At 70.0% G+C, this 18725-nt stretch carries 15 protein-coding genes; 3 read left to right on the top strand and 12 right to left on the bottom strand.

Features of this window, described 5'->3' with window-relative positions:
* Positions 1-108 precede the first annotated feature (108 nt).
* The gene (locus tag OG948_RS26805; RefSeq protein WP_406298890.1) at positions 109-396 is read left to right on the top strand and encodes a hypothetical protein; all 288 of its coding nucleotides are present in this window, start codon (positions 109-111) and stop codon (positions 394-396) included.
* 22 nt (positions 397-418) lie between these two features.
* Here OG948_RS26805 and OG948_RS26800 read toward each other — a convergent pair whose 3' ends face one another.
* A complete protein-coding gene (locus tag OG948_RS26800; RefSeq protein WP_406298889.1) occupies positions 419-793 on the bottom strand; it encodes a peptidase inhibitor family I36 protein in 375 nt (124 codons plus the stop codon).
* Between the two features lie 202 nt (positions 794-995).
* Here OG948_RS26800 and OG948_RS26795 point away from each other — a divergent pair, with 202 nt between their 5' ends.
* Positions 996-1496 (top strand): hypothetical protein, encoded by a 501-nt coding sequence (locus OG948_RS26795; protein ID WP_406298888.1) that lies wholly within the window; start codon positions 996-998, stop codon positions 1494-1496.
* Between the two features lie 42 nt (positions 1497-1538).
* Here OG948_RS26795 and OG948_RS26790 read toward each other — a convergent pair whose 3' ends face one another.
* From OG948_RS26790 to OG948_RS26765, 6 genes are all read right to left on the bottom strand, one after another.
* Entirely contained in the window at positions 1539-2210 is a 672-nt protein-coding gene (locus OG948_RS26790) for a class II aldolase/adducin family protein (protein WP_406298887.1), read from the bottom strand.
* A gap of 56 nt (positions 2211-2266) precedes the next feature.
* Positions 2267-3904, bottom strand: coding sequence for a BCCT family transporter (locus tag OG948_RS26785; protein WP_406298886.1), 1638 nt, complete (start codon positions 3902-3904; stop codon positions 2267-2269).
* Positions 3905-3996: 92 nt separating this feature from the next.
* Positions 3997-7164 (bottom strand): hypothetical protein, encoded by a 3168-nt coding sequence (locus OG948_RS26780; RefSeq protein WP_406298885.1) that lies wholly within the window; start codon positions 7162-7164, stop codon positions 3997-3999.
* Positions 7165-7390: 226 nt separating this feature from the next.
* Positions 7391-8338 (bottom strand): ATP-binding cassette domain-containing protein, encoded by a 948-nt coding sequence (locus OG948_RS26775; RefSeq protein WP_406300347.1) that lies wholly within the window; start codon positions 8336-8338, stop codon positions 7391-7393.
* A gap of 38 nt (positions 8339-8376) precedes the next feature.
* Positions 8377-9186 carry an ABC transporter permease gene (locus OG948_RS26770; protein WP_406298884.1) on the bottom strand — a complete coding sequence of 270 codons (810 nt, stop codon included), beginning with the start codon at positions 9184-9186 and terminating at the stop codon, positions 8377-8379.
* Complete coding sequence (locus OG948_RS26765; RefSeq protein ID WP_406298883.1) at positions 9179-10033, bottom strand: ABC transporter permease; 855 nt, start codon at positions 10031-10033, stop codon at positions 9179-9181. Before OG948_RS26765 ends, OG948_RS26770 begins: the two co-directional genes overlap by 8 nt.
* A 300-nt stretch (positions 10034-10333) precedes the next feature.
* Between OG948_RS26765 and OG948_RS26760 the strand changes: the two genes are divergently transcribed.
* The gene (locus tag OG948_RS26760) at positions 10334-11641 is read left to right on the top strand and encodes a TerD family protein (RefSeq protein WP_406298882.1); all 1308 of its coding nucleotides are present in this window, start codon (positions 10334-10336) and stop codon (positions 11639-11641) included.
* 473 nt (positions 11642-12114) lie between these two features.
* On the opposite strand, the gene OG948_RS26755 is transcribed toward OG948_RS26760, so the two are convergent.
* The 5 genes from OG948_RS26755 to OG948_RS26735 all read right to left on the bottom strand — a co-directional run bounded on the left by OG948_RS26755 (position 12115) and on the right by OG948_RS26735 (position 18489).
* Positions 12115-13164, bottom strand: a complete 1050-nt coding sequence (locus OG948_RS26755) for a hypothetical protein (protein WP_406298881.1) — start codon at positions 13162-13164, stop codon at positions 12115-12117.
* Between the two features lie 291 nt (positions 13165-13455).
* Positions 13456-14391 (bottom strand): carbamate kinase, encoded by a 936-nt coding sequence (arcC, locus tag OG948_RS26750; protein WP_406298880.1) that lies wholly within the window; start codon positions 14389-14391, stop codon positions 13456-13458.
* A 161-nt stretch (positions 14392-14552) separates the two neighbouring features.
* Positions 14553-15554: an ornithine carbamoyltransferase gene (gene argF, locus OG948_RS26745; RefSeq protein ID WP_406298879.1), complete on the bottom strand. Its 1002-nt coding sequence runs from the start codon at positions 15552-15554 to the stop codon at positions 14553-14555.
* 91 nt (positions 15555-15645) lie between these two features.
* Positions 15646-16872 (bottom strand): arginine deiminase, encoded by a 1227-nt coding sequence (locus OG948_RS26740; RefSeq protein ID WP_395859828.1) that lies wholly within the window; start codon positions 16870-16872, stop codon positions 15646-15648.
* Between the two features lie 162 nt (positions 16873-17034).
* A complete protein-coding gene (locus OG948_RS26735) occupies positions 17035-18489 on the bottom strand; it encodes an amino acid permease (protein ID WP_406298878.1) in 1455 nt (484 codons plus the stop codon).
* Between the last annotated feature and the right edge of the window lie 236 nt (positions 18490-18725).

The following is an 18725-nucleotide window of genomic DNA, read 5'->3' as shown; positions in this document are numbered from 1 at the left end:
GGTCCATGGTCCGTCGAGGCGTCCGCGAGTGTCGGCCGGCGGGCTCGCCGATCCGCCGGACGACGAAGCGGGCCGGGCGCGGAACCTCGAATCCGGATCGGGCCGGGTTTGGCAGGGCGACGCCTGGTGCCGCGGGGCGGGCCCCGCGGCACCACGTTGACCACGTCCTCGACGACCGTCGAACGCGGGTTCCGCCCGGTCGGATCCAAGACCGCCGACTACCGGCGCAGGTGGGCCGGTTGCGACAACGGATCGACCTATCACCCGCGGGTGTGGTGGCTGCCGATCACGATGCCGTCCATCGTGACCTTCACCATGCCGCCGAGTCCGGACGCGGCGGTCGATCGCATCGCCGCGTCCTTCGACTTCTCGGGCTACTCCGGAGTCCGGGGATGACGGCCGTCTGCCGCGGCCGCCGTCACGGCTTTTCCCAGATCTGGAAGGCCCGGACCGTGAAGGGCACGTCGGGCACGAAGACCCCGTCGCCCGGATACGTGCTGAAGTCGCCTTCCGTGGCGCACTCCCTGCTCTGGTACATCGTCACGTAGCGATCCATGCGGTTTGCGAAGGAGAGCGCGTCGACCCCGTCGGGCAGGGAAATGCACTGCTCGACGTTGACTTCGGCCAACTCGAAGGCCGCCGCCGGCGCACCGGCGAAGGCCGGCCCGGTCCAGAAGCACACCTGTCCTGGTTCGCACGTGGCTGCCCCGGTCGCGTCGGCGGAGGCGCCCGGCGCCGCCACGGTCAGCAGGCTCGTGGTCAGGGCCAGCGCGCAGACAAAACGACGTCGCATGCGGTTCATCGGTGATACCCCGTTCGTCGAATCCGTTGCCCCGGTTCCGACGTGTGTCCAGGGTCGCTCGTGTATCGGCGAAGCGCCGGCAAATGCCGCCGGATTACTTCGAAAGAGTGCATTGAAGATTAATTTCGGCTATCTCGGAACCAGAGTGCGAAACGTTTCGTCGCTGTAGATATCGGCTCATTCGGAGGCTGTCATGGCTGTTGTATCCGTCCCCCGTCGCCATCTCGTCCGCTCCGCCCTCGGCGTCGCCGCCGTCGTCGGCATCGCCGCCACCACCGTGTTGTCCGGGACCGCGCAGGCCGCCGGCACCACCTACCTGACCAACATCCGCACCGGACAACACGCGACCTACGACCGCGTGGTCCTCGACTTCTCCGCCGGCCTTCCGGCGTACGGGAGCACCACGAGCAGCGGTCTCGAGCAGTGCGCGAGCGGCAAGCCCGTCAGCTTCCCGAACAGCGCCGAATACCTCGAACTGGACATCGCCGGCGCAGCGCACGACGAGAACGGCAACGCCACGTACACCGGTCCGCGCCACGTGGTCACCAACATGCCCTCGCTCACCGGGTACGCGGTCACGTGCGACTTCGAGGGCAAGCTCAAGGTCGGCATCGGTTACAAGAGCAACGTGCACGAGGTGCTCACGTTCGTCCTGAACAACCCGAGCCGCATCGTGATCGACGTCAAGCGCTGACCAGGACCGGGCCGCGCTCGCAGCAGCCGGCCCGGGCCTTTCCTACCGGTTCATCCGACGTTCGACCGCCGCCAGCTCGGCGGCGGTCAGCACGTTCGGAGTGCCCACCGCGAGCGAGCGCACGTACACCTCGCACAACCACTCCAGGATCCGGGTACGGTTGTACGCCTCGATCAGGTCCCGTCCCAGGGTCACGCCCCCGTGGTTGGCCATCAGTGCCGCGCTGCGGCCGCCCGCGAGCGCCGCTCGCACCGAGGCAGCCAACTCCGGCGTCCCGTAGGTCGCGTACGGCGCGACTCGCACATCGTGCCCGCCGAGCAGCAGCACGTTGTAGTGGATCGCCGGCAACACGGGCAGCGTTGTCGCCACCACCGCCCCGAACACCGCGTGCGTGTGCACCACGGCGCCGGCGTCCGGGTCGCTCTCGTACAGCGCGAGGTGCATCGGCGTCTCGGAGGAAGGCGTTCGGGTGCCCTCCACGACCCTGCCCGTCATGTCCACGACCACGCACTCCGCCGGCGTGATGCGCTCCAGCGGGACACCGGAGGGGGTGACCACGACCAGTGGGCCCCGGCGCACGCTCAGGTTGCCCGAGGCTCCGACCACAAGTCCGCACTCGACGATCCGTGCTCCGAACTCGCACAGTTCGCGACGCTCGTCCTCCAACATCACCGCGGCCTCCCGACCGGGATGCGCCCGGATTCGCTCTGACACCACCACGACCGATTGAGGCCGACTCGGCCCGAACGGATCCAATCAGATCGGCGTACTCAGATGCCGCCGTGGTGTCGGTGGAAGGCCTCCGCGTCGACGCCCTCGCCCTCGTCGCCCACGGTCGCGCGCACCGCGGCGGACAAACCACGCGCCCGCATCCGTCTCGGTCCCGGTGCGACCATGGGGTCGCTGTTCAGATCCTTCAGCAGTGCCACGCACAGCGCCAGCATCACCAGCACGAACGGCAACGCGACCAGGATGGTTGCCTGTTGCAGCGCGGTGAGACCGCCCGCGACCAGGAGCACGGCCGCGACCGCGCCGATCAGCGCGCCCCAGCCCACCACCAGCCAGCGCGCCGGTTTGAGCGAACCGCGGCTGGTCAGCGAGCCGAGTACGAGCGAGGCCGAGTCGGCCCCGGTGACGAAGTACAGGGCGACCAGGACCATCGCCACGGTCGCGGTGACGGCGTACAGCGGTAGCGCGTCGAGCATCGCGAACAGGCCCGACTCCGGCCCGTCGGCGACCTTGGTCACCAGGTCGGCCGCGCCGGTCTGTTGCAGGCGCAGCGCAGTCCCGCCCATCACCGCGAACCAGATCGTGCTCGCCCCGCTGGGTACCAGCAGGACGCCGATCACGAACTGGCGAACCGTCCGGCCGCGCGAGATGCGTGCGATGAACGTGCCCACGAACGGGGCCCAGGACAGCCACCACGCCCAGTAGAAGATCGTCCACGAGCCCATCCAGGCGTCCCCGCCGAAGGTTCCGGTACGGGTCGCCAGGGTCAGCAGGTCGTTGAGGTAGCTGCCGACGGAGGCGGGCAGCGCCCCGAGCACGTACACCGTCGGGCCGACCACGAACACGAACAACATGAGCACCAGCGCGAGCAGCACGTTGGCGGTGCTGAGCCACTTGACGCCGCGATGGATCCCGCTGAAGGCGGACACCACGAAGGCGGCCGTGAGCGCGATGATGATCACCACGTGCAGCGTCGAGGTGTCCTTGATGTCAGTGGTCAGGTCCAGCCCCTTGGCCACCTGGAGGGCGCCGAGTCCCAGGCTGGTGGCCGAGCCGAACACGGTCGCGAAGATGGCGAGCAGGTCGATCGCCTGCCCGGCGGCACCGTCCGCGTGGCGACCCAGGAGCGGTACGAACGCGGCGCTGACCCGATTTCCGCGACCGCGCCGAAAGGTGGCGTAGGCGAGGGCGAGGCCGGCGATCGCGTAGATCGCCCACGGATGCAACGTCCAGTGGAACAGCGTCCATTCGAGCGCCGCGCCGGCCGCACTCGGGGTCTGCGCGACCGCACCCGAGGCCGGTGGCGGCGCGGCGAAGTGTTGGATGGGTTCGGCCACGGCGTAGAACATCAGCCCGATACCCATGCCCGCGCTGAACATCATCGCGACCCAGGCGCCGGTACGGAATTCCGGCTCGTCGTCGTCCTCGCCCAAGCGGATTCGGCCGTACTTCGACGCGGCGATGAAGACCGCGAGCACGAGAAATGTGTCGGCGGCGACGACGAACAGCCAGCCGAAGTTGCGGATCGTCCAATCGAGTCCGGTAGACGCCGCGGTGTCGAGCGAGCCCTTGGCGAGGACGCCCCACAGGACGACCGCGAGCACGACGGCGAAGCCGATGGCCGCGACGACCGGGTCCACGCGGGGCGCGGCGGCGTCGTCCCGGCTGGATCCGCTCACATGGTCATCCTTTTCATCCGCTCAAGCGCCACACGACATGGTGCGGTCTCACGGATGGGGAAGGGCGGGACGCGCCGGACCGGGCTCCGGCGTCACCCCTTTGTCGCAACCACCGGCGCGTCGTTCGTCGCGGATCGGTACAACGCCACGATCTGTCGAATCTGCTTGTCCGGATCACGGATCCAGTCACCGCTCCACAGGCGGTACACGACCCACCCGCGCCGCTCCAACCGAGCCGCCCGCAACCACTCCCGCTCACGGGCGGAGGCCTCCGCGAGGTAGGTCGCACTTCGATCGGTCTCGATCGCGACCACCATCCGCCTTCCCGGCCCGGCGCCTGCGGGCGCGCCGGTGTCTGCGGCCTCGGCTGCGGGCTCGCCCTCGTCGGCACCGGCGTGACGGCCGAGACGCGACCGGACGCCTGCGCCTGCGCCTGCGACCGCACGCTCGTCCGGAACCGGCTCCCTTGCGGTCGCCTCACGTTCGCAGGCGTCGGCTCGGGTCCTCGCGCCGGCTACCGCATGTCCGCCCGCACTCGCACTCGTGTCCGCGCCCGGGGTGGAGCATGCGACCGGCAACGCGATCACGACGCCCGCCGGCCCGCCGAACCCGTACGCCGGTTCGAGGCCGGCCGCCCGCAGCCGATCGATCACATCGGCGTGGAACACGTCCGGAGCTCCAGTCGCTCCCGCACTCGCACCGACCTCACTCCCGGCACCGGCGACGGCGACCGCAGGCACAGTCCCGCCCTCGGCCTGCTCGTACTCGCCCCCGCGCCCACTCGAAGCCGCGTGTCGGAGCACCCTTCGTAACAGCCGTGCGCCAGGGGCCCGCAGCCGGGCCGGGTCGAGTTCGCTCTCCTCGAAGGCGGTCACCACGACCAGTCGCCGGCGCGCCCGCGAGACGGCCGAGGTCACCAGTGCGTCCCCACCAGGCATGGTCGCCGCGCCGAATCGGTGGATCAGCCTTCCCTCGGCATCCCGTCTCGCCCCGACGCTGAGGAGCACCGTGTCCCATTCGCCACCGTGCAAGGCCGCCGCTCGATCCACCGTGAACTCCGTGGTCGCGTGCCCCGTCTCCTGGGCGGAGCGGATGCGCCGCGCCTGCGACCCGCCCAGCGTGACGATCGCGAGGCTCTCATCGGGATATCGCACCTGGTACCGACGAGCCGTCGCGAGCACCTCCGCAACGTCGTCCGCGCCCACCACGAGGTGCCGGATCGCCACCGGATCGACGTGCACGCCCGGGAGTTCCACTGCCTGCGACACGCCCGGCAGTGCGAGACGTTCGTCGAGTGCGCGGTGTGGGTGGCCGATCCGAACCGGATCGACGAAGCGGCTCACGGCCGCGAGGGCGGAGCGCAGGTCGCCTTCCGAACCGGGATCGCCCGGCTCGACCGGAGCGTCCGGATCACCGAGTCCCGGCCCGGCCGGGTCTCCGAACAGCACGGCCCGATCCGCGCGGAGCAGAGCGGGGATCACGTCGCGTTCGCTCACCGTCCCGGCGTCGTCCACCACCACCAGGTCGAAGCGCATGTAATCCGGCAATCGCCGAACCGCGCGCGGCGACATCACCCTCACGGGTGCGCCCGCCGGCGCACCCGACGGGCCGACCCGCACCTCCGACACCGGCCTCGGGCGGGCAACCGCCGCCGCCGCCCGGGTTCGATACCGGTAGGCGTGCGCCTGTAGGCCCACCACCCCGCCGGGCCCGCCGGCGGTGATGGTGTGGGCGAGCGAGGTGTACAGGAAGCGCTCGTACTCGCCCGCGACCCCCTCCGGCGATACCGCTCGCGCTGTCAGGTCCGCCATGAGCGGTCCCAAGCCGGCGGTCGCAAGGGCGCGGTACGAGCGACAGCGGTCCGCCAGTCGCTCGCAGGACGCGCCGTCCGCCGAGATCGACTCGGCGAGCCGATCGAGCCGCTCCCCGATACCGCGCAACGAGGTGTCCACCGGCAGGCCCAGGACCGGGAACAGCGATTCCGCGTAGCCCGCAAGCGCCTGCCGTTCGCGTTCCGAGTCGGACCACGCCGGGACCATTTCCCGCAGGAACGCCGTCTCGGGCAACCCGTCCGGCTGCTCCTGGAAGAGTCGGACCAAGGCCCGGGCCTCGGTCATGGTGAGCCGCATGGCGGCCCGGTCGGTCGGGAATCGCGTACGGTCGCGCAGGTATCGGCGCGCCGCGGGTCGTCCGTACCAGCGAGTGGTCGCCAGCAGTTGGGGAATCGAGTACGGACCGGTGAGGACTTCCGGGTCGACCACGATCGAGAGCTGCCGCACGCGCTTGACGAGTGCGAGACACGCTGTCCAGTCGGCGAGATCACACGGCTCGGCCCGATCGGGGTGGAGCCGGGCCCGTGCCGCGGCGGCCCGGATCTCGCGAAACCGTGCGCGTAGTTCGGCGACCTCGCCGACGACGGAACGGGCCTGCTCGGGCGTGTCGATCCGTACGCCGTGCCAAGCCGCATCACGCAACCCGCCCGCATGCGCGAATCGTTCGAGGTCGCGGCCGAGTCGATGCGCCTCGTTCGGATCGAGCGCCGACACAAGCTCCGGATCGAGCACGGGCCCGGTCCACAGCGGCCGCCCCACGAGGTGATCCTGGACTCCGGCCAGGGTCAACCCCCAAGCCCCGTACGGCTCGACCATCGAGCGCGCATGCCGATCCAACAACACCTCGTCCACATCGCAATCCGCTGCGCCTCCGCGTCCGCCCCCCGTTCCCGGCCCGACGCCGCGCCCACCGCCACCGCCACCGGGACGCACGAGCCCTGCGCCCGCACCCGCACCCGCACCCGCACCCGCGAGTCCACCGCCTGCGCCCGCGCATGCACCCGCGAGCCCGTCCCCCGCGCCTGGGTCCACACCCACGCCGGCAAGTTCCGCCCGCACCCGCTGTGCCCCATGCCTCTGGCGCGTCACAACCAGCACGCGTCCGCCGGCGTCGAGTTCGCGGCGGATCACCATCGCGGCGGTCCTGGTCTTGCCCGTACCGGCCGCCCCCACGACCACCAAAGCGGGAGGACGGGCAGACGCGGCGGCGAGCACCCGTATCTGGTCCGGGTCGGCGTCGCCCACCCACCCGACCACCGCCGCGTCGGGCTCAGCTGCCCGCAGCGTCACCGCGGCCCCGGCCAAGGCCGCGACGACGCCTCCGCGAGCGGTGTACCAGTGATGCCCCGAGTCGGTCGGCAACGGAAACCGCCCGTTCGCCCACCGCGGCAAAGCGGCACCGACGACCTCGTCCTGACTGCGCGTCATGTCCCGTCCCCCTCAGGAAGACTCTCCTCCGGGACCGCACACGACCGCAGGGGGCAATCCCTCAAAACCGGGAGCCCGCCGAGCACGTCCACCGGCCCCGGACACTGGCGACGGACACCGGCGCCGACCACACCGCATCACCGGCAACCACTTGCGGCCACAGCCGGACTCCATCGCCCGCCGCCCGTCGCCCGCAGAGGCCCGACCCGCCCGCGAGCCCGCCCCGTCACTCCCGATACAGCCTCGCGACCACCTCCTCGATCGTCGGCTCCCGCACGGACACGTCCCGCAGGCCCCCGTCGCGCGCGATCCTGGCGATCAACTCCCCCGCGGGCACGCCGTCCAGCGCGAAGGTGACCCGCCTGCCGTCCGCCTCGACCGCCTCGACCGCGACCCCGGGCATCCGCACGTCCAGCGCACGTGCCTCGTCCAGATCCACCACCACCCGCCTGCGCGAGCCGTAGCGCGCGTGCAGGGCCTCCAGCGTTCCGTCGTGCACGACCTGGCCGCGGTCGATCACGATCAGCCGCCGGCACAGGTGCTCGATGTCGGCGAGGTCGTGCGTCGTGAGCACGGTCGTGACGTCCCCGCTCGTGCCGATCTCGGCCAGGAACGCGCGCAGCGACTGCTTGCTGACCACGTCGAGTCCGATCGTCGGCTCGTCCAGGAACAACACATCGGGACCGTGCAGGAGGGCCGCCGTGATCTCGCCGCGCATCCGCTGCCCGAGCGAGAGTTGACGCACCGGCGTGTCCATGAACTCGTCGAGTTCGAGCATCGCCCGGCACTGTCGGAGCCTGGCCTCGTGCTCGACGGCGGGCACCGCGTAGACGAACCTCAGCAACCGGAAGGACTCGCGCAGCGGCAGGTCCCACCACAGTTGCGAGCGCTGTCCGAAGACCACCCCGATCCGACGGGCGAGCCGGCGTCGACGGGGCACCGGTTCCAGGCCGCAGACCCGTACGTGCCCCGAGGTCGGCGTCAGGATCCCGGTCATCATCTTGAGAGTGGTCGACTTGCCGGCGCCGTTGGGTCCGATGTAGCCGACCGTCTCGCCGCGCGCGATGCTCAACGCGACGCCGTCCACGGCGGCCACCGTGCGCGATTCCCGGCGGACCCGGCCGATCTTGCGCCTGACGGTGAACTCCTTGCGCAGGTCCCGCACTTCGATCATCGTCTCGGTCGCGGTCTGGGTGATGGTCTCGGTCGCGGTCACGATCCCGTACTCCTGTAGTGCCGAATCCCCGTCCGCCACACCAGCAGCGCGACCGTCCAGGCGAACGCCGCGACGACCGGGGACAACCATGCGAGCCAGTCCGGCCCGCCGAGCGGATCCGCGCGTCCCGTCAGGAACAGCGCGGGGTGATAGCCGACCAGCGCGAGGCCGACCCCGTAGCCGAAAACCCGGCGCAGCAACCCCGGGTAGATCGTCGCCGGGTAGCGGGCGAACTCCTTGCCGCCGTAGGTGAACGCGTTGGCCATCTCGCCGGATTCGACGAACCAGAACGCGACACAGGCCCCCAGGACGAACACCGCGGCGAACAGCGCGCAGCCCGCGATCGGGGTCAGCACGAGCAGCAGTACGCGCGCGGGAGTCCAGTGCGGGTCCGCGTACACGAGTACGGCCACCAACAGCACCAAGGACTGCGCGGCTCGGCCGATCCGGCGCAACGCGAAGTCGGTGGCGAGCAGTTGCGGCAGTACACGCAACGGCCGGACCAGGATCGCGTCGAGCATGCCCTTGCGCACGTACAGGGACAGTCGTTCGATGTTGCCGACGAGCAGGTCGGCGAGGTCGAACGCGAAGACCGCGAGCGCGGACATCACGAGCACCTCGCGCAGCCCGAATCCGCCGACCGTCGGCGAGACTCGGAACACCACGAGGACGACGGCGGCCTCGACGAGCGTGGTCAGCGCACAGGACGCGACGTCGATGGTGAACGAGGCGCGGTACTGGGTCTGACTGCGGATCTGGGCTCGCACCAGATGCGTGTACGCCTGGATCGTGCTCGACTCAGCCACCCTGGATCACCAACTTGTCGGTCGCGGCCCGCTGCACCCGCCGCACGACGGGTACCAGAATCGCGACCCAGATCAACTGGAGTACGACACTGCCGACCTGCTGTGCGGGGCCGGGACGTTCGACCACCACATCGAGCGGAATCTGGAACAGGCCGGGGAACGGGGTGCACAACCACAACACGGCCTGGGCCCAGTCGGGCAGGAAGCGCAGCGGGAAGAACGTGCCGGCGAATACACCCGAGGCGAGCAGCCACACCGCGCCGAGACCGCGCGCGTCGAGCAGCCAGAACGCGCCGAGATTGACGAGGTAGCGCAGCGCGAAGCTGAGCACCGTGCCCAGCGCCAGCGAGAGCACGAACAGCGGCATCGTGTAGGGACGTTGCGGGATGTACAGGGTGAACATCAGCGCGCCGGCGAGGACGGGTATCACCATCCGGGCGAGCACCGCGTAGGCGGCCCGGCCGAGGTCGGCGGCCAAGAACGCCTCGAACGGGTCGATGGGGCGCAGCAGGTCGGCGGTCACGTCGCCGCTGCGGACCCGGTCGGCGAGTTCGTTCCAGGTCCACACGTGGACGACGCTGAGGATGCCCTGACCGACCCAGACATAGGTGGCGAGTTGCGGCGCGTCGTAGCCGCCGGGCCGGCGGCCGTCGTCGGCGAGGGCGCGCATCAACGAGTAGATCATCACACCGAAGACGATGTTGGTGAACAGTCCGGCGAGGGTTGCCTGCCGGTAGGTGGACCAGCGGCGGAAGCCCGCGCCGAACAGCGCGCCGAAGCGGTACAGCCGGGCCCGTCGGTCCGGCGGTTGGTCGATCCGCAGTGAGCGCGCGGAAGCGAACGACATGGTGGAATCCCTTTCCCCGGGCAGCGTGCGGCATCGGCGGGGCCGAGCGGACACGCGACTCCGGGCATACCGAAGTGACCTCGGTCGGAGGTGTGGGGATGCTCACTCTTGGTTTCGTTGCGCCGAGCCTGATGCGTGACGAACGCCGGCCCCGGCCCGCAACACCCCGGGCAAGGCGAGCAAGAGTAGCGGACGAGCGGGTACGTTTCACCCCGGTTTTACTGACCCGTACGAGTGGGCACCCGATTTTTTCTCCGCAAAGGATGAACCGATCAGCCCACTCGTGTGACGATCGTGCGCATGGTGCAGCAGTTGGGCAAGGGACAGAACACGCCGGTGGCCGCCGCGAAGGTGAGCGCGGTCTTCGTCTGGCGACCGGGGCCGAGCACGCCCGGTCTGGACGCGTCGGCGCTGTTGTTGGGTGCGTCGGGTCGCGTCTCGGGCGACGCGGACTTCGTGTTCTACAACCAGCCGACCCATCCCTCCGGCGCGGTCCGCCACGCCGGCAAGAACGAGGGGACGTGGTCGAGGGACGCGCTGGAGATCGACCTGGGGTCGCTTCCGGCGAGTGTGGATCGGGTGGTGCTCGCGGCGTCGGCGCACAGTGGCACCTTCGCGGGCATCCGGGATCTGCACCTGTTGGTGAGCGATCCGGGGGCCGAGGTGGACCTGGTCCGGTTCGACATCGCGGACGCGACCGTGGAGACCGCGATGCTCGCGGGCGAGTTGTACCGCCGGGGCGGGGCCTGGAAGTTCCGCGCGATCGGGCAGGGCTACTCGACCGGTCTGGAGGGACTCGCGACCGACTTCGGCATCTCGGTGACGGCCCCGCCTCCGCCTCCCCCGCGGGTGCAGGCGCCTCCGCCGCCGCCCCCGCCGGCACCCACACCTCCGCCGGCGCCTCGGCTGAACGTCCGCAAGCCCGAGCCGGTACGGCAGCCGCCCGTACCGCCCGCACCCGCGCCGACGCCGGCGCCGGCGACCACTCCGAACCGGCCGCCGGTGCGGTTGAGCAAGGTGACGCTGACCAAGGCCTCACCGATGGTCTCGCTGAGCAAGGAGGGCATCACCGGCAGTCGCATGCGGGTGAACCTCAACTGGGTGCAGGCCGCTCCCGGGCGCGGCATGCTCAAGCGGCTGATGGGACCGACCGACCTCGACCTGTGTTGCCTGTGGGAGCTCAACGACGGCACGAAGGGCATCGTGCAGGCGCTCGGCAACATGTTCGGTTCGGCGGACGCGCCGCCGTACGTGTACCTGGACGGGGACGACCGCACCGGCGCGAACACCGCCGGCGAGAACCTGTACATCAACCTCGACCACAAGAGCAGCTTCAAGCGCCTGCTGATCTTCGCGTTCATCTACAAGGGTGTGACGTTCGACGACGCGCAGGCGGTGGTGACGCTCACCCCGGCGACCGGCCCCGAGTTGGAGATCCGGCTCGACGAGACCGGCGGTGCGGCGCGCTCGTGCGCGATCGCGCTCGTCCAGAACCAGGGCGGGGACCTGACGATCCAGCGCGAGGTGCGCTACATCAAGGGCAACCAGCAGAAGGTCGACCAGACCTACGGTTGGGGCCTGCAATGGCGAGCGGGCACCAAGGACTGACGAGCAAACCGAACACGGAAACCGCGACCCGGTCACGGGTGCGGGTGCGGGTGGAGGTACACGCCGGCGCGGTCGCGAGCGCAGCGCCATCGCGGTCACGGTCGCAGGTGCGCCTGCGGGTACACGCGGCCCGGTCGCGAGGGTACGCATGCGACCGCCGGCGCCTGCGTGTGCGCGATCGCCCGTGCGGACGCAGGCGCCGGCGGTGGCGGCCGCACGCGCAGCCGAGCGCTCACGCGGGCGCGGGCGCGGGCGCGCAGTCAGGCGGTCGCCGGCGCGGTCGCGAGCGCAGGCTCACGGTCGCGGTCGCGATCGCGATCGCGGGTACGAGGCGCACCGGTCGCAGGCGCAGGTGCGCGCCCCATCACGCCGCTTCCGCTCCTCCGCCCCCGCGACCGCGCTCGCCGCCCCGTGACCCGTCCCCGCCTCGACTGCGTGTCGGGCCTCGAGCCCCAGGTCTCCACTCGTCCCGGTCACGCGTCGTCCGGGTGTGTCCCCTCCGGGCGTACTCCGATCCCGGGCAGGTCGACATACCCGCCCGACGTCCATGCCCGGGTGCGCAGCCGCCGTGCGCCGTCGATGCCCCAGAAGGCGAACGCCTCCAGGATCGACTCGGCCGCCGCGACCGCGTGTTCGGTGCCGGGGCGCAGCCATACCTGGCGTCCGTTGCCCGGCACGTTGCCCAGTTCGAGGCGGTCCTGCCCGACCCGGATCTCGACCGTGTGCGCGGGTTCGGCTACATCCCCCAGCACCAACAGGACCGGTTCCACCCACCCGACCAGCGGCATGTCCACCACCAGCGAGGACAGTACCCGCGGCAGCGCCTCGCGGAAGTCGGCCCAGTCGCGCGGGTCCGGCCCGAACGGCAGGAACAGTTCCGCCAGGCTCATGTCCGGCCGACTGACACACCAGATGTAGGGCAACTCGGCCAGGGACCCCGCCCGCTCGAAGCCGCGCCGCTCGAACGCCTCGCCGGCGCGCGTCGGAAACAACTCCATGACGAGGGCCTCGTTCGCGTCGTCCCGAGACAGGCGCAGCGTGATCCGACGCGATCGCCAGCGCAGCCACGCGGCGGGCCCGCCCCGCCACGGCGCGGGCCCCAGCGTCGCGGTCAGCGCCGCGCCCAGCCGGGTGTGCGCGGCGTCCAACTCCCGCCCTCGATCGCGGACGTAGGGCACGGCGCCCCATGAACCGGAACCCGGTCCGTACGCGTATTGACCCGGCACCGACGGGCCTTGGAACCCGGGCACCGGCGGCGGTGGGTCCACCCGGACCGGCAGCGGGGCGCTGAAGCGTACGCACGGCGCGCCCTCGGCGAGTTCGCCGGGATCCGCCCGGCACTGCAGCCCGGGTATGCCGGTCTCGATCGCCACCTGTCCGTCCTCGACGCGGCGAGTCTCCCAGCCGAGCCGTCCGGCGGTCTCCTGCATGGCTTCGACGGACCAGTCCCCCCACTCGGCGCCTCGGGCGGCGAGCAGCGTTCGAGCGAGTGTGTCGGCGGCAGGCATCACGGAGACGGCCATGCTCGACATGGTCACAGGACACGGGCCGATCGGACCAGACCCTTTACCGATCCGCGCTCGAAAAGATCGTCGGCGAACCCGCTCCCCCGCACGTGTCCGCCGCGATCCGCACTGCCTTCACCGTCACGCCGACCCACCCCCGCAGCCCCCCGAAGGCCGGCGCCTCACCCGCGACACCGGGCCTCGACACCTCGCCTCCGACCATTCGGCCCTTTGGCCCTTTGACCCTCTGACCCTCTGGCCCTTTGGCCTTCTCGACCCTCTTGCCCCCTCAACCCCCAAGCCCCGCCGTCACAACAAACTGGTCTCCGGGTACTTGCCGCTGGGCGTGACGATCGTCCCCGCGTTGCCCCGGAGGATCTCCGCGGCCTGGTCGAGCGCGCCGATCGCCGCCATGTCGCCGGTCATCTCGACGAAGCGGCAGATCGCGTCGACCTTGGGGCCCATCGAACCGGCCGGGAAGTCCCCCGCGCGCAGTTGCATGGGGGTGGAGTTGGTGATCTCCTGCGCGTCGGGTTGTCCGAATCCGCGGACCACGCGGGGGACATCGGTGAGCAGCAACAGCGCGTCCGCATCCAGTGCCTCGGCCAGCAGGGCTGCGGTCAGATCCTTGTCCACCACGGCTTCGACGCCGGTGAGTTGGCCGAGTTCGTTGCGGACCACCGGGACACCGCCGCCGCCCGCGCACACCGCGACCGCCCCGGAGGCGAGCAGTTGCCGGATCAGTCGAGTCTCCACGACCCGTGCGGGCTTGGGCGAGGGCACCACCCGGCGCCACCACTTGCCGTCCGGCTTGACGATCCAACCGCGCTCGTGGGCCAGTTGCTTGGCCTCGTCCTCCTCGTACACCGGGCCGACGAACTTGGTCGGATCCTGGAACGCGGGGTCGGCGGTGGAAACGAGGGTCTGGTTGATCAGCGAGCACACCTGCCTGCCCGGCAGCGCGTTCTGGAGGGACTGGAGCAGCCAGTAGCCGATCATGCCCTGCGTCATCGCGCCCAGGACGTCGAACGGGTAGGGCTGGGTGAGCGATTGGTCGGCGGCGGACTGAAGGGCGAGCACGCCCACCTGGGGGCCGTTGCCGTGGGTGACCACGAGTTCGTGTTCGCGCGCCAGCGGGGCCAGCGACTTGACCGCCTTTTGGATGTTGTGCAGCTGGATGTCGGCGTCGGGCTTGTCCCCGCGCTGAAGCATCGCGTTTCCGCCGAGGGCGACGACGACGCGCATGGTGGATCCCTTCGGTTCGGGCGGCGAGCGCGAGCGGCGTCGACCGGTCGGCTCGTCGCGGCAAAGCGAATCAATGGGGCAAATAGGGCGTTCCACAATCACGTGCGGCCCGGGTACCGGTTGGTCCGGTGCCCGGGCCGCGCCGTTCCTCGTACCGCGCTCTAGTCGCCGAGTGTGGCGACCATGACCGCCTTGATCGTGTGCAGGCGGTTCTCGGCCTCGTCGAAGACGATCGAGAAGTCCGACTCGAAGACCTCGTCGGTGACCTCCAGCGCCTCCATGCCGGTCTTCTCGAAGATGTCCTGGCCGACCTTGGTGTTGCGGTCGTGGAACGCCGGGAGACAGTGCATGAACTTGACCTTGGGGTTGCCGGTGGCCTTCACCACGTCCATGTTGACCTGGTAGGCCTTCAGTTGTGCGATGCGGGTGTCCCACACCTCCTTGGGCTCACCCATCGACACCCATACGTCGGTGTAGAGGAAGTCCACACCCTTGACGCCTTCCGCGACGTCGGCGGTGTGCGTGATCCGGGCGCCGGTCGCGGTCGCGATCTCCTTGGCCTTGGCGACGATCTCCGCGTCGTTCCACAACTCCTCGGGCGCGACCATGCGTACGTCCATGCCCAGCATCGCGGCGGTGATCATCAGCGAGTTGCCCATGTTGTTGCGGGCGTCGCCGAGGTAGGCGAACGAGACCTGGTGCAGCGGCTTGTCCGAGTGCTCGCGCATGGTGAGCATGTCCGCGAGCATCTGCGTGGGGTGCCATTCGTCGGTCAGGCCGTTCCACACCGGCACGCCCGCGTACTTGCCGAGCTCCTCGACGTACTCCTGCTTGCTGCCCCGGTATTCGATGCCGTCGTACATCCGCCCGAGCACCCGCGCGGTGTCCTTCATCGACTCCTTGTGCCCGATCTGCGAGCCGCTCGGGTCGAGGTAGGTCACACCCGCGCCCTGGTCGTACGCGGCGACCTCGAACGCACACCGGGTGCGGGTGGAGGTCTTCTCGAAGATCAGCGCGATGTTCTTGCCGACGAGACGCTTGCGCTCGTTGCCCGCGTACTTCGCGGCCTTCAGGTCCGCGGCGAGGTCGAGGAGGTGATTGAACTCCTTCGGGGTGAAGTCCAATTCCTTGAGGAAGTTGCGGTGACGCAGGTTGAAGGCCATGGCTCCAGGCTTCTCTTCGTGCGGGATCGAAAGGTCGGTGGACGAGTCGGGCGGGTCTGCCAACGCGTCGTCGGATCGGCAAACCGCCAGGTTAGACGGCCTCGCGCTCCACCGGACAGCTCATGCAGCGCGGCCCACCGCGACCGCGGCCGAGCTCGCTGCCCCGGATGGTGACCACCTCGATGCCGTTCTTGCGCAGGTAGGTGTTCGTGGTGACATTGCGTTCGTAGGCGAAGACCACACCGGGCTCGACCGCGAGCACGTTGCAACCGTCGTCCCATTGCTCGCGCTCGGCGGAGCGCACGTCCTGGGTCGCGGTCAGCACCCGGATGTCGGACAGGTCCAGGGCGTTCGCGATCGCCTTGTGCATGTCGTGTGCCGGGTGGTCGGTGACCTTGAGCTCCTTGTCGTGCTCGCCCGGTTCGATCGTGTACGACGGCAGCATGCCCATGCCCGCGTACTTGGTGAAGGTCTCGCCGTCGAGCATCGTCATCACCGTGTCCAGGTGCATGAAGGCGCGTTTCTTCGGCATGTTCAGTGCGACCACCTTCGTCGCGGAACCGTGCTTGAACAGCGCCCGCGCGAGCGCCTCGACGCCCTGCGGGGTGGTCCGCTCGCTCATCCCGACCAGGACCGCGCCGTTGCCGATCACCAGGACGTCGCCGCCCTCCATCGACGCGGGGAAGCTGCTCTGGCCCGGGTTCCACACGTTGAAGTCGCCCTTGGCGAAGTTCGGGTGGTAGTTGTAGATCGCCTCGAAGTGCACGGTCTCGCGCCGCCGGGCGGGCATCATCATCGCGTTCACCGCGACGCCGTCGTAGACCCAGCACGAGGTGTCCCGGGTGAAGATGTGGTTGGGCAGCGGCTTGAGCACGAAGTCGTCCACGTCCATCGTGTGGAACGCGACGCTGTGCGGTTCCTGCATCAACTCCAGGATCTCGCGCTTGGTGATCCCGCCCACCAGGTAGCGCACCAGCTCGTTGGTGTCGAAGCCCTCGAACAGGCCGCGCAACTCGTCCACCGCCAGCAGGCCGAACTCACGTTCGTCGAAGACCCGGTCCAGCACCATCTTCTTGGCGGCCGGCTCGCCCGAGAGCGTCTCGCGCAGCAGGTCGGTGAACAGGTGGACACGAATGCCCCGATCCCGCAGCGCGTCCGCGAAACCGTCGTGCTCCTCGCGGGCCCGCTTGACCCACAGGACGTCGTCGAACAGGAGCTCGTCCTTGTTCGTCGGGGTCAGCCGCTTCATCTCCAGATCCGGGCGGTGCAGGATCACCTGCTTGAGTCGACCGGTCTCCGACTCGACGTGGAACCCCATGGATGGTCCTCCTGACCGTTGCGAACTGCTTTGTGCCTTCCGGCCATCGGGACCGGGTCCGGTTCTGCTTCCGACGGTGTTTCCGGTTCTCGTGCCGTGTGCGCCTGCGAATGATGTTTCCGATTTCGAAAGGTACGACGCGCGCCGGGCGCGTGCGCCGCGCTACTCGCGCGTGGCGCGGGTCGCGCCCTCGACCTCGACGCGGGTCGTCTCCTTGTCGCCGGGGCGGGACGCGCCGCGCGCGGCCTTGACCCCGAGATGGACCGGGATGCCGAGCAGCAGCATGATCAGGCTCTTGAGCACCGCGTCCGTGCCCGCGCCGTGGAGCATCCACAGGGCGAACAGCAAGCCCACGACGGCGATGGTGAGGTCCTTGGCCAGTGCCGCACGAGTGACCGCATGCTCGCGGGTGACCAGCCAGAGCAGTTGCGCCGACGCGGAGGACAGGTAGGGGATCACGGTGGTGACGGTGGCCAGGAGCAGGATCGTCTCGAAGGCGTCCTCGGACCACACGTGGTTCACCGCGACCACGACCGAGGTCAGGACGGCGGCGACCAGCACGCCGAAGACCGGCACGCCCGCCCGGTCGACGGCGGCGAACCGCCGGGGGAACACGCCGTCCTTCGCCGCCGCGTACGGCATCTCCGCGCACAGCAGGGTCCAGGCGTTGAGCGCGCCGATGCCGGAGACGATCGCGACCGCGGCCATCACGCCGCCCCAGGGGCCGCCGCCGAACATGTGGTTCAGCGCGTCGGAGAACGGTGCGGACGAGTCGACGAGTTCGGCGTGCGGGACGGTCCCCATCACCGCGATCGTGCTCAGCATGTACAGGGCGGCGCAGGCGAGCGTGCCGTGGATCGAGGCCCTGCCGATGTTGCGTTCGGGGTTCTCGACCTTCCCGGCGGCCACGGACACGGCCTCGATGCCCGAGTAGGCGAACACCACCAGCGCCGCGGAGACCTGCAACGCGCCGAGGAAGTTCTCGCCGCTCGTGTTGAACCCGCCGAAGTTGCCGCTCTCGACGAAGAACAGACCGACGACGGCCACGAACAGCAGCGGGACGACCTTGAGCACGGTGGTCACGACCTGGAACAGGCCCGTGTTCCCGACCCCGGACAGGTTGATCAGGGCCGGGATCCACAGGCCGACCAGGGCGATCGCGATCTTGCCGGGTGTGGAGTCCCAGTGCAGGAAGTAGTTCACGTAGCCGACCCAGGCCACCGCGATGCCGGCGTTGCCGACCCAGGCGGTGATCCAGAACGACCACGCGGTCAGGAAGCCGGGGAACTCGCCGAACGCCGCGCGGGCGTATGCGTACGGACCGCCGGCCGCCGGGACGCGCGCGCCCAGTGCGCCGAGGATCGCCGTGATCGCCAGGGCGCCGATGGTCACCAGGCCGAGGGCGAGGATGCCGACCGTGCCGTACTTGGCGAGCGCGGCCGGTAGCAGGAAGATCCCGGTGCCCAGGACGCCGCCGACCACGAGTGCGGTCGCCTGCGGGAGGCTGAGGGTGCCCGGCGAGGCCTCGCCGGCCGCGGGTGCGGACGCCTGCGACGAGGTCTCGGGCGCGGCCGCCGGCGAGGACGTGGGGGTCGTGGGATCCACCACGTGGCTCATCGCTGCTCCTCCGTGTGTCGAGGCGATCCGGCGCCGCGGGTTCGGCTCCGCTTTCACCACGTTCGGATCCTGCACCCGGGAGCGGGCACGCACCTCCGACACAGGTCACGACCTGCGGTGTCACTGGACCCTCTCGACACGGGACCATCGATCCACCTCGATCGGCACAGGACACTGAAGCGACATACCCGAAACTTTCCGGCAATCACGCACACAAGGGCGGCATCCGTGTCGCC

Origin of the sequence: Embleya sp. NBC_00888 (assembly GCF_045207655.1) — a bacterium.
In the GTDB taxonomy this organism is placed as follows: domain Bacteria; phylum Actinomycetota; class Actinomycetes; order Streptomycetales; family Streptomycetaceae; genus Embleya.
Note: the sequence above shows the minus strand (reverse complement) of the source record. Positions and strands in the feature narration are given on the sequence as shown.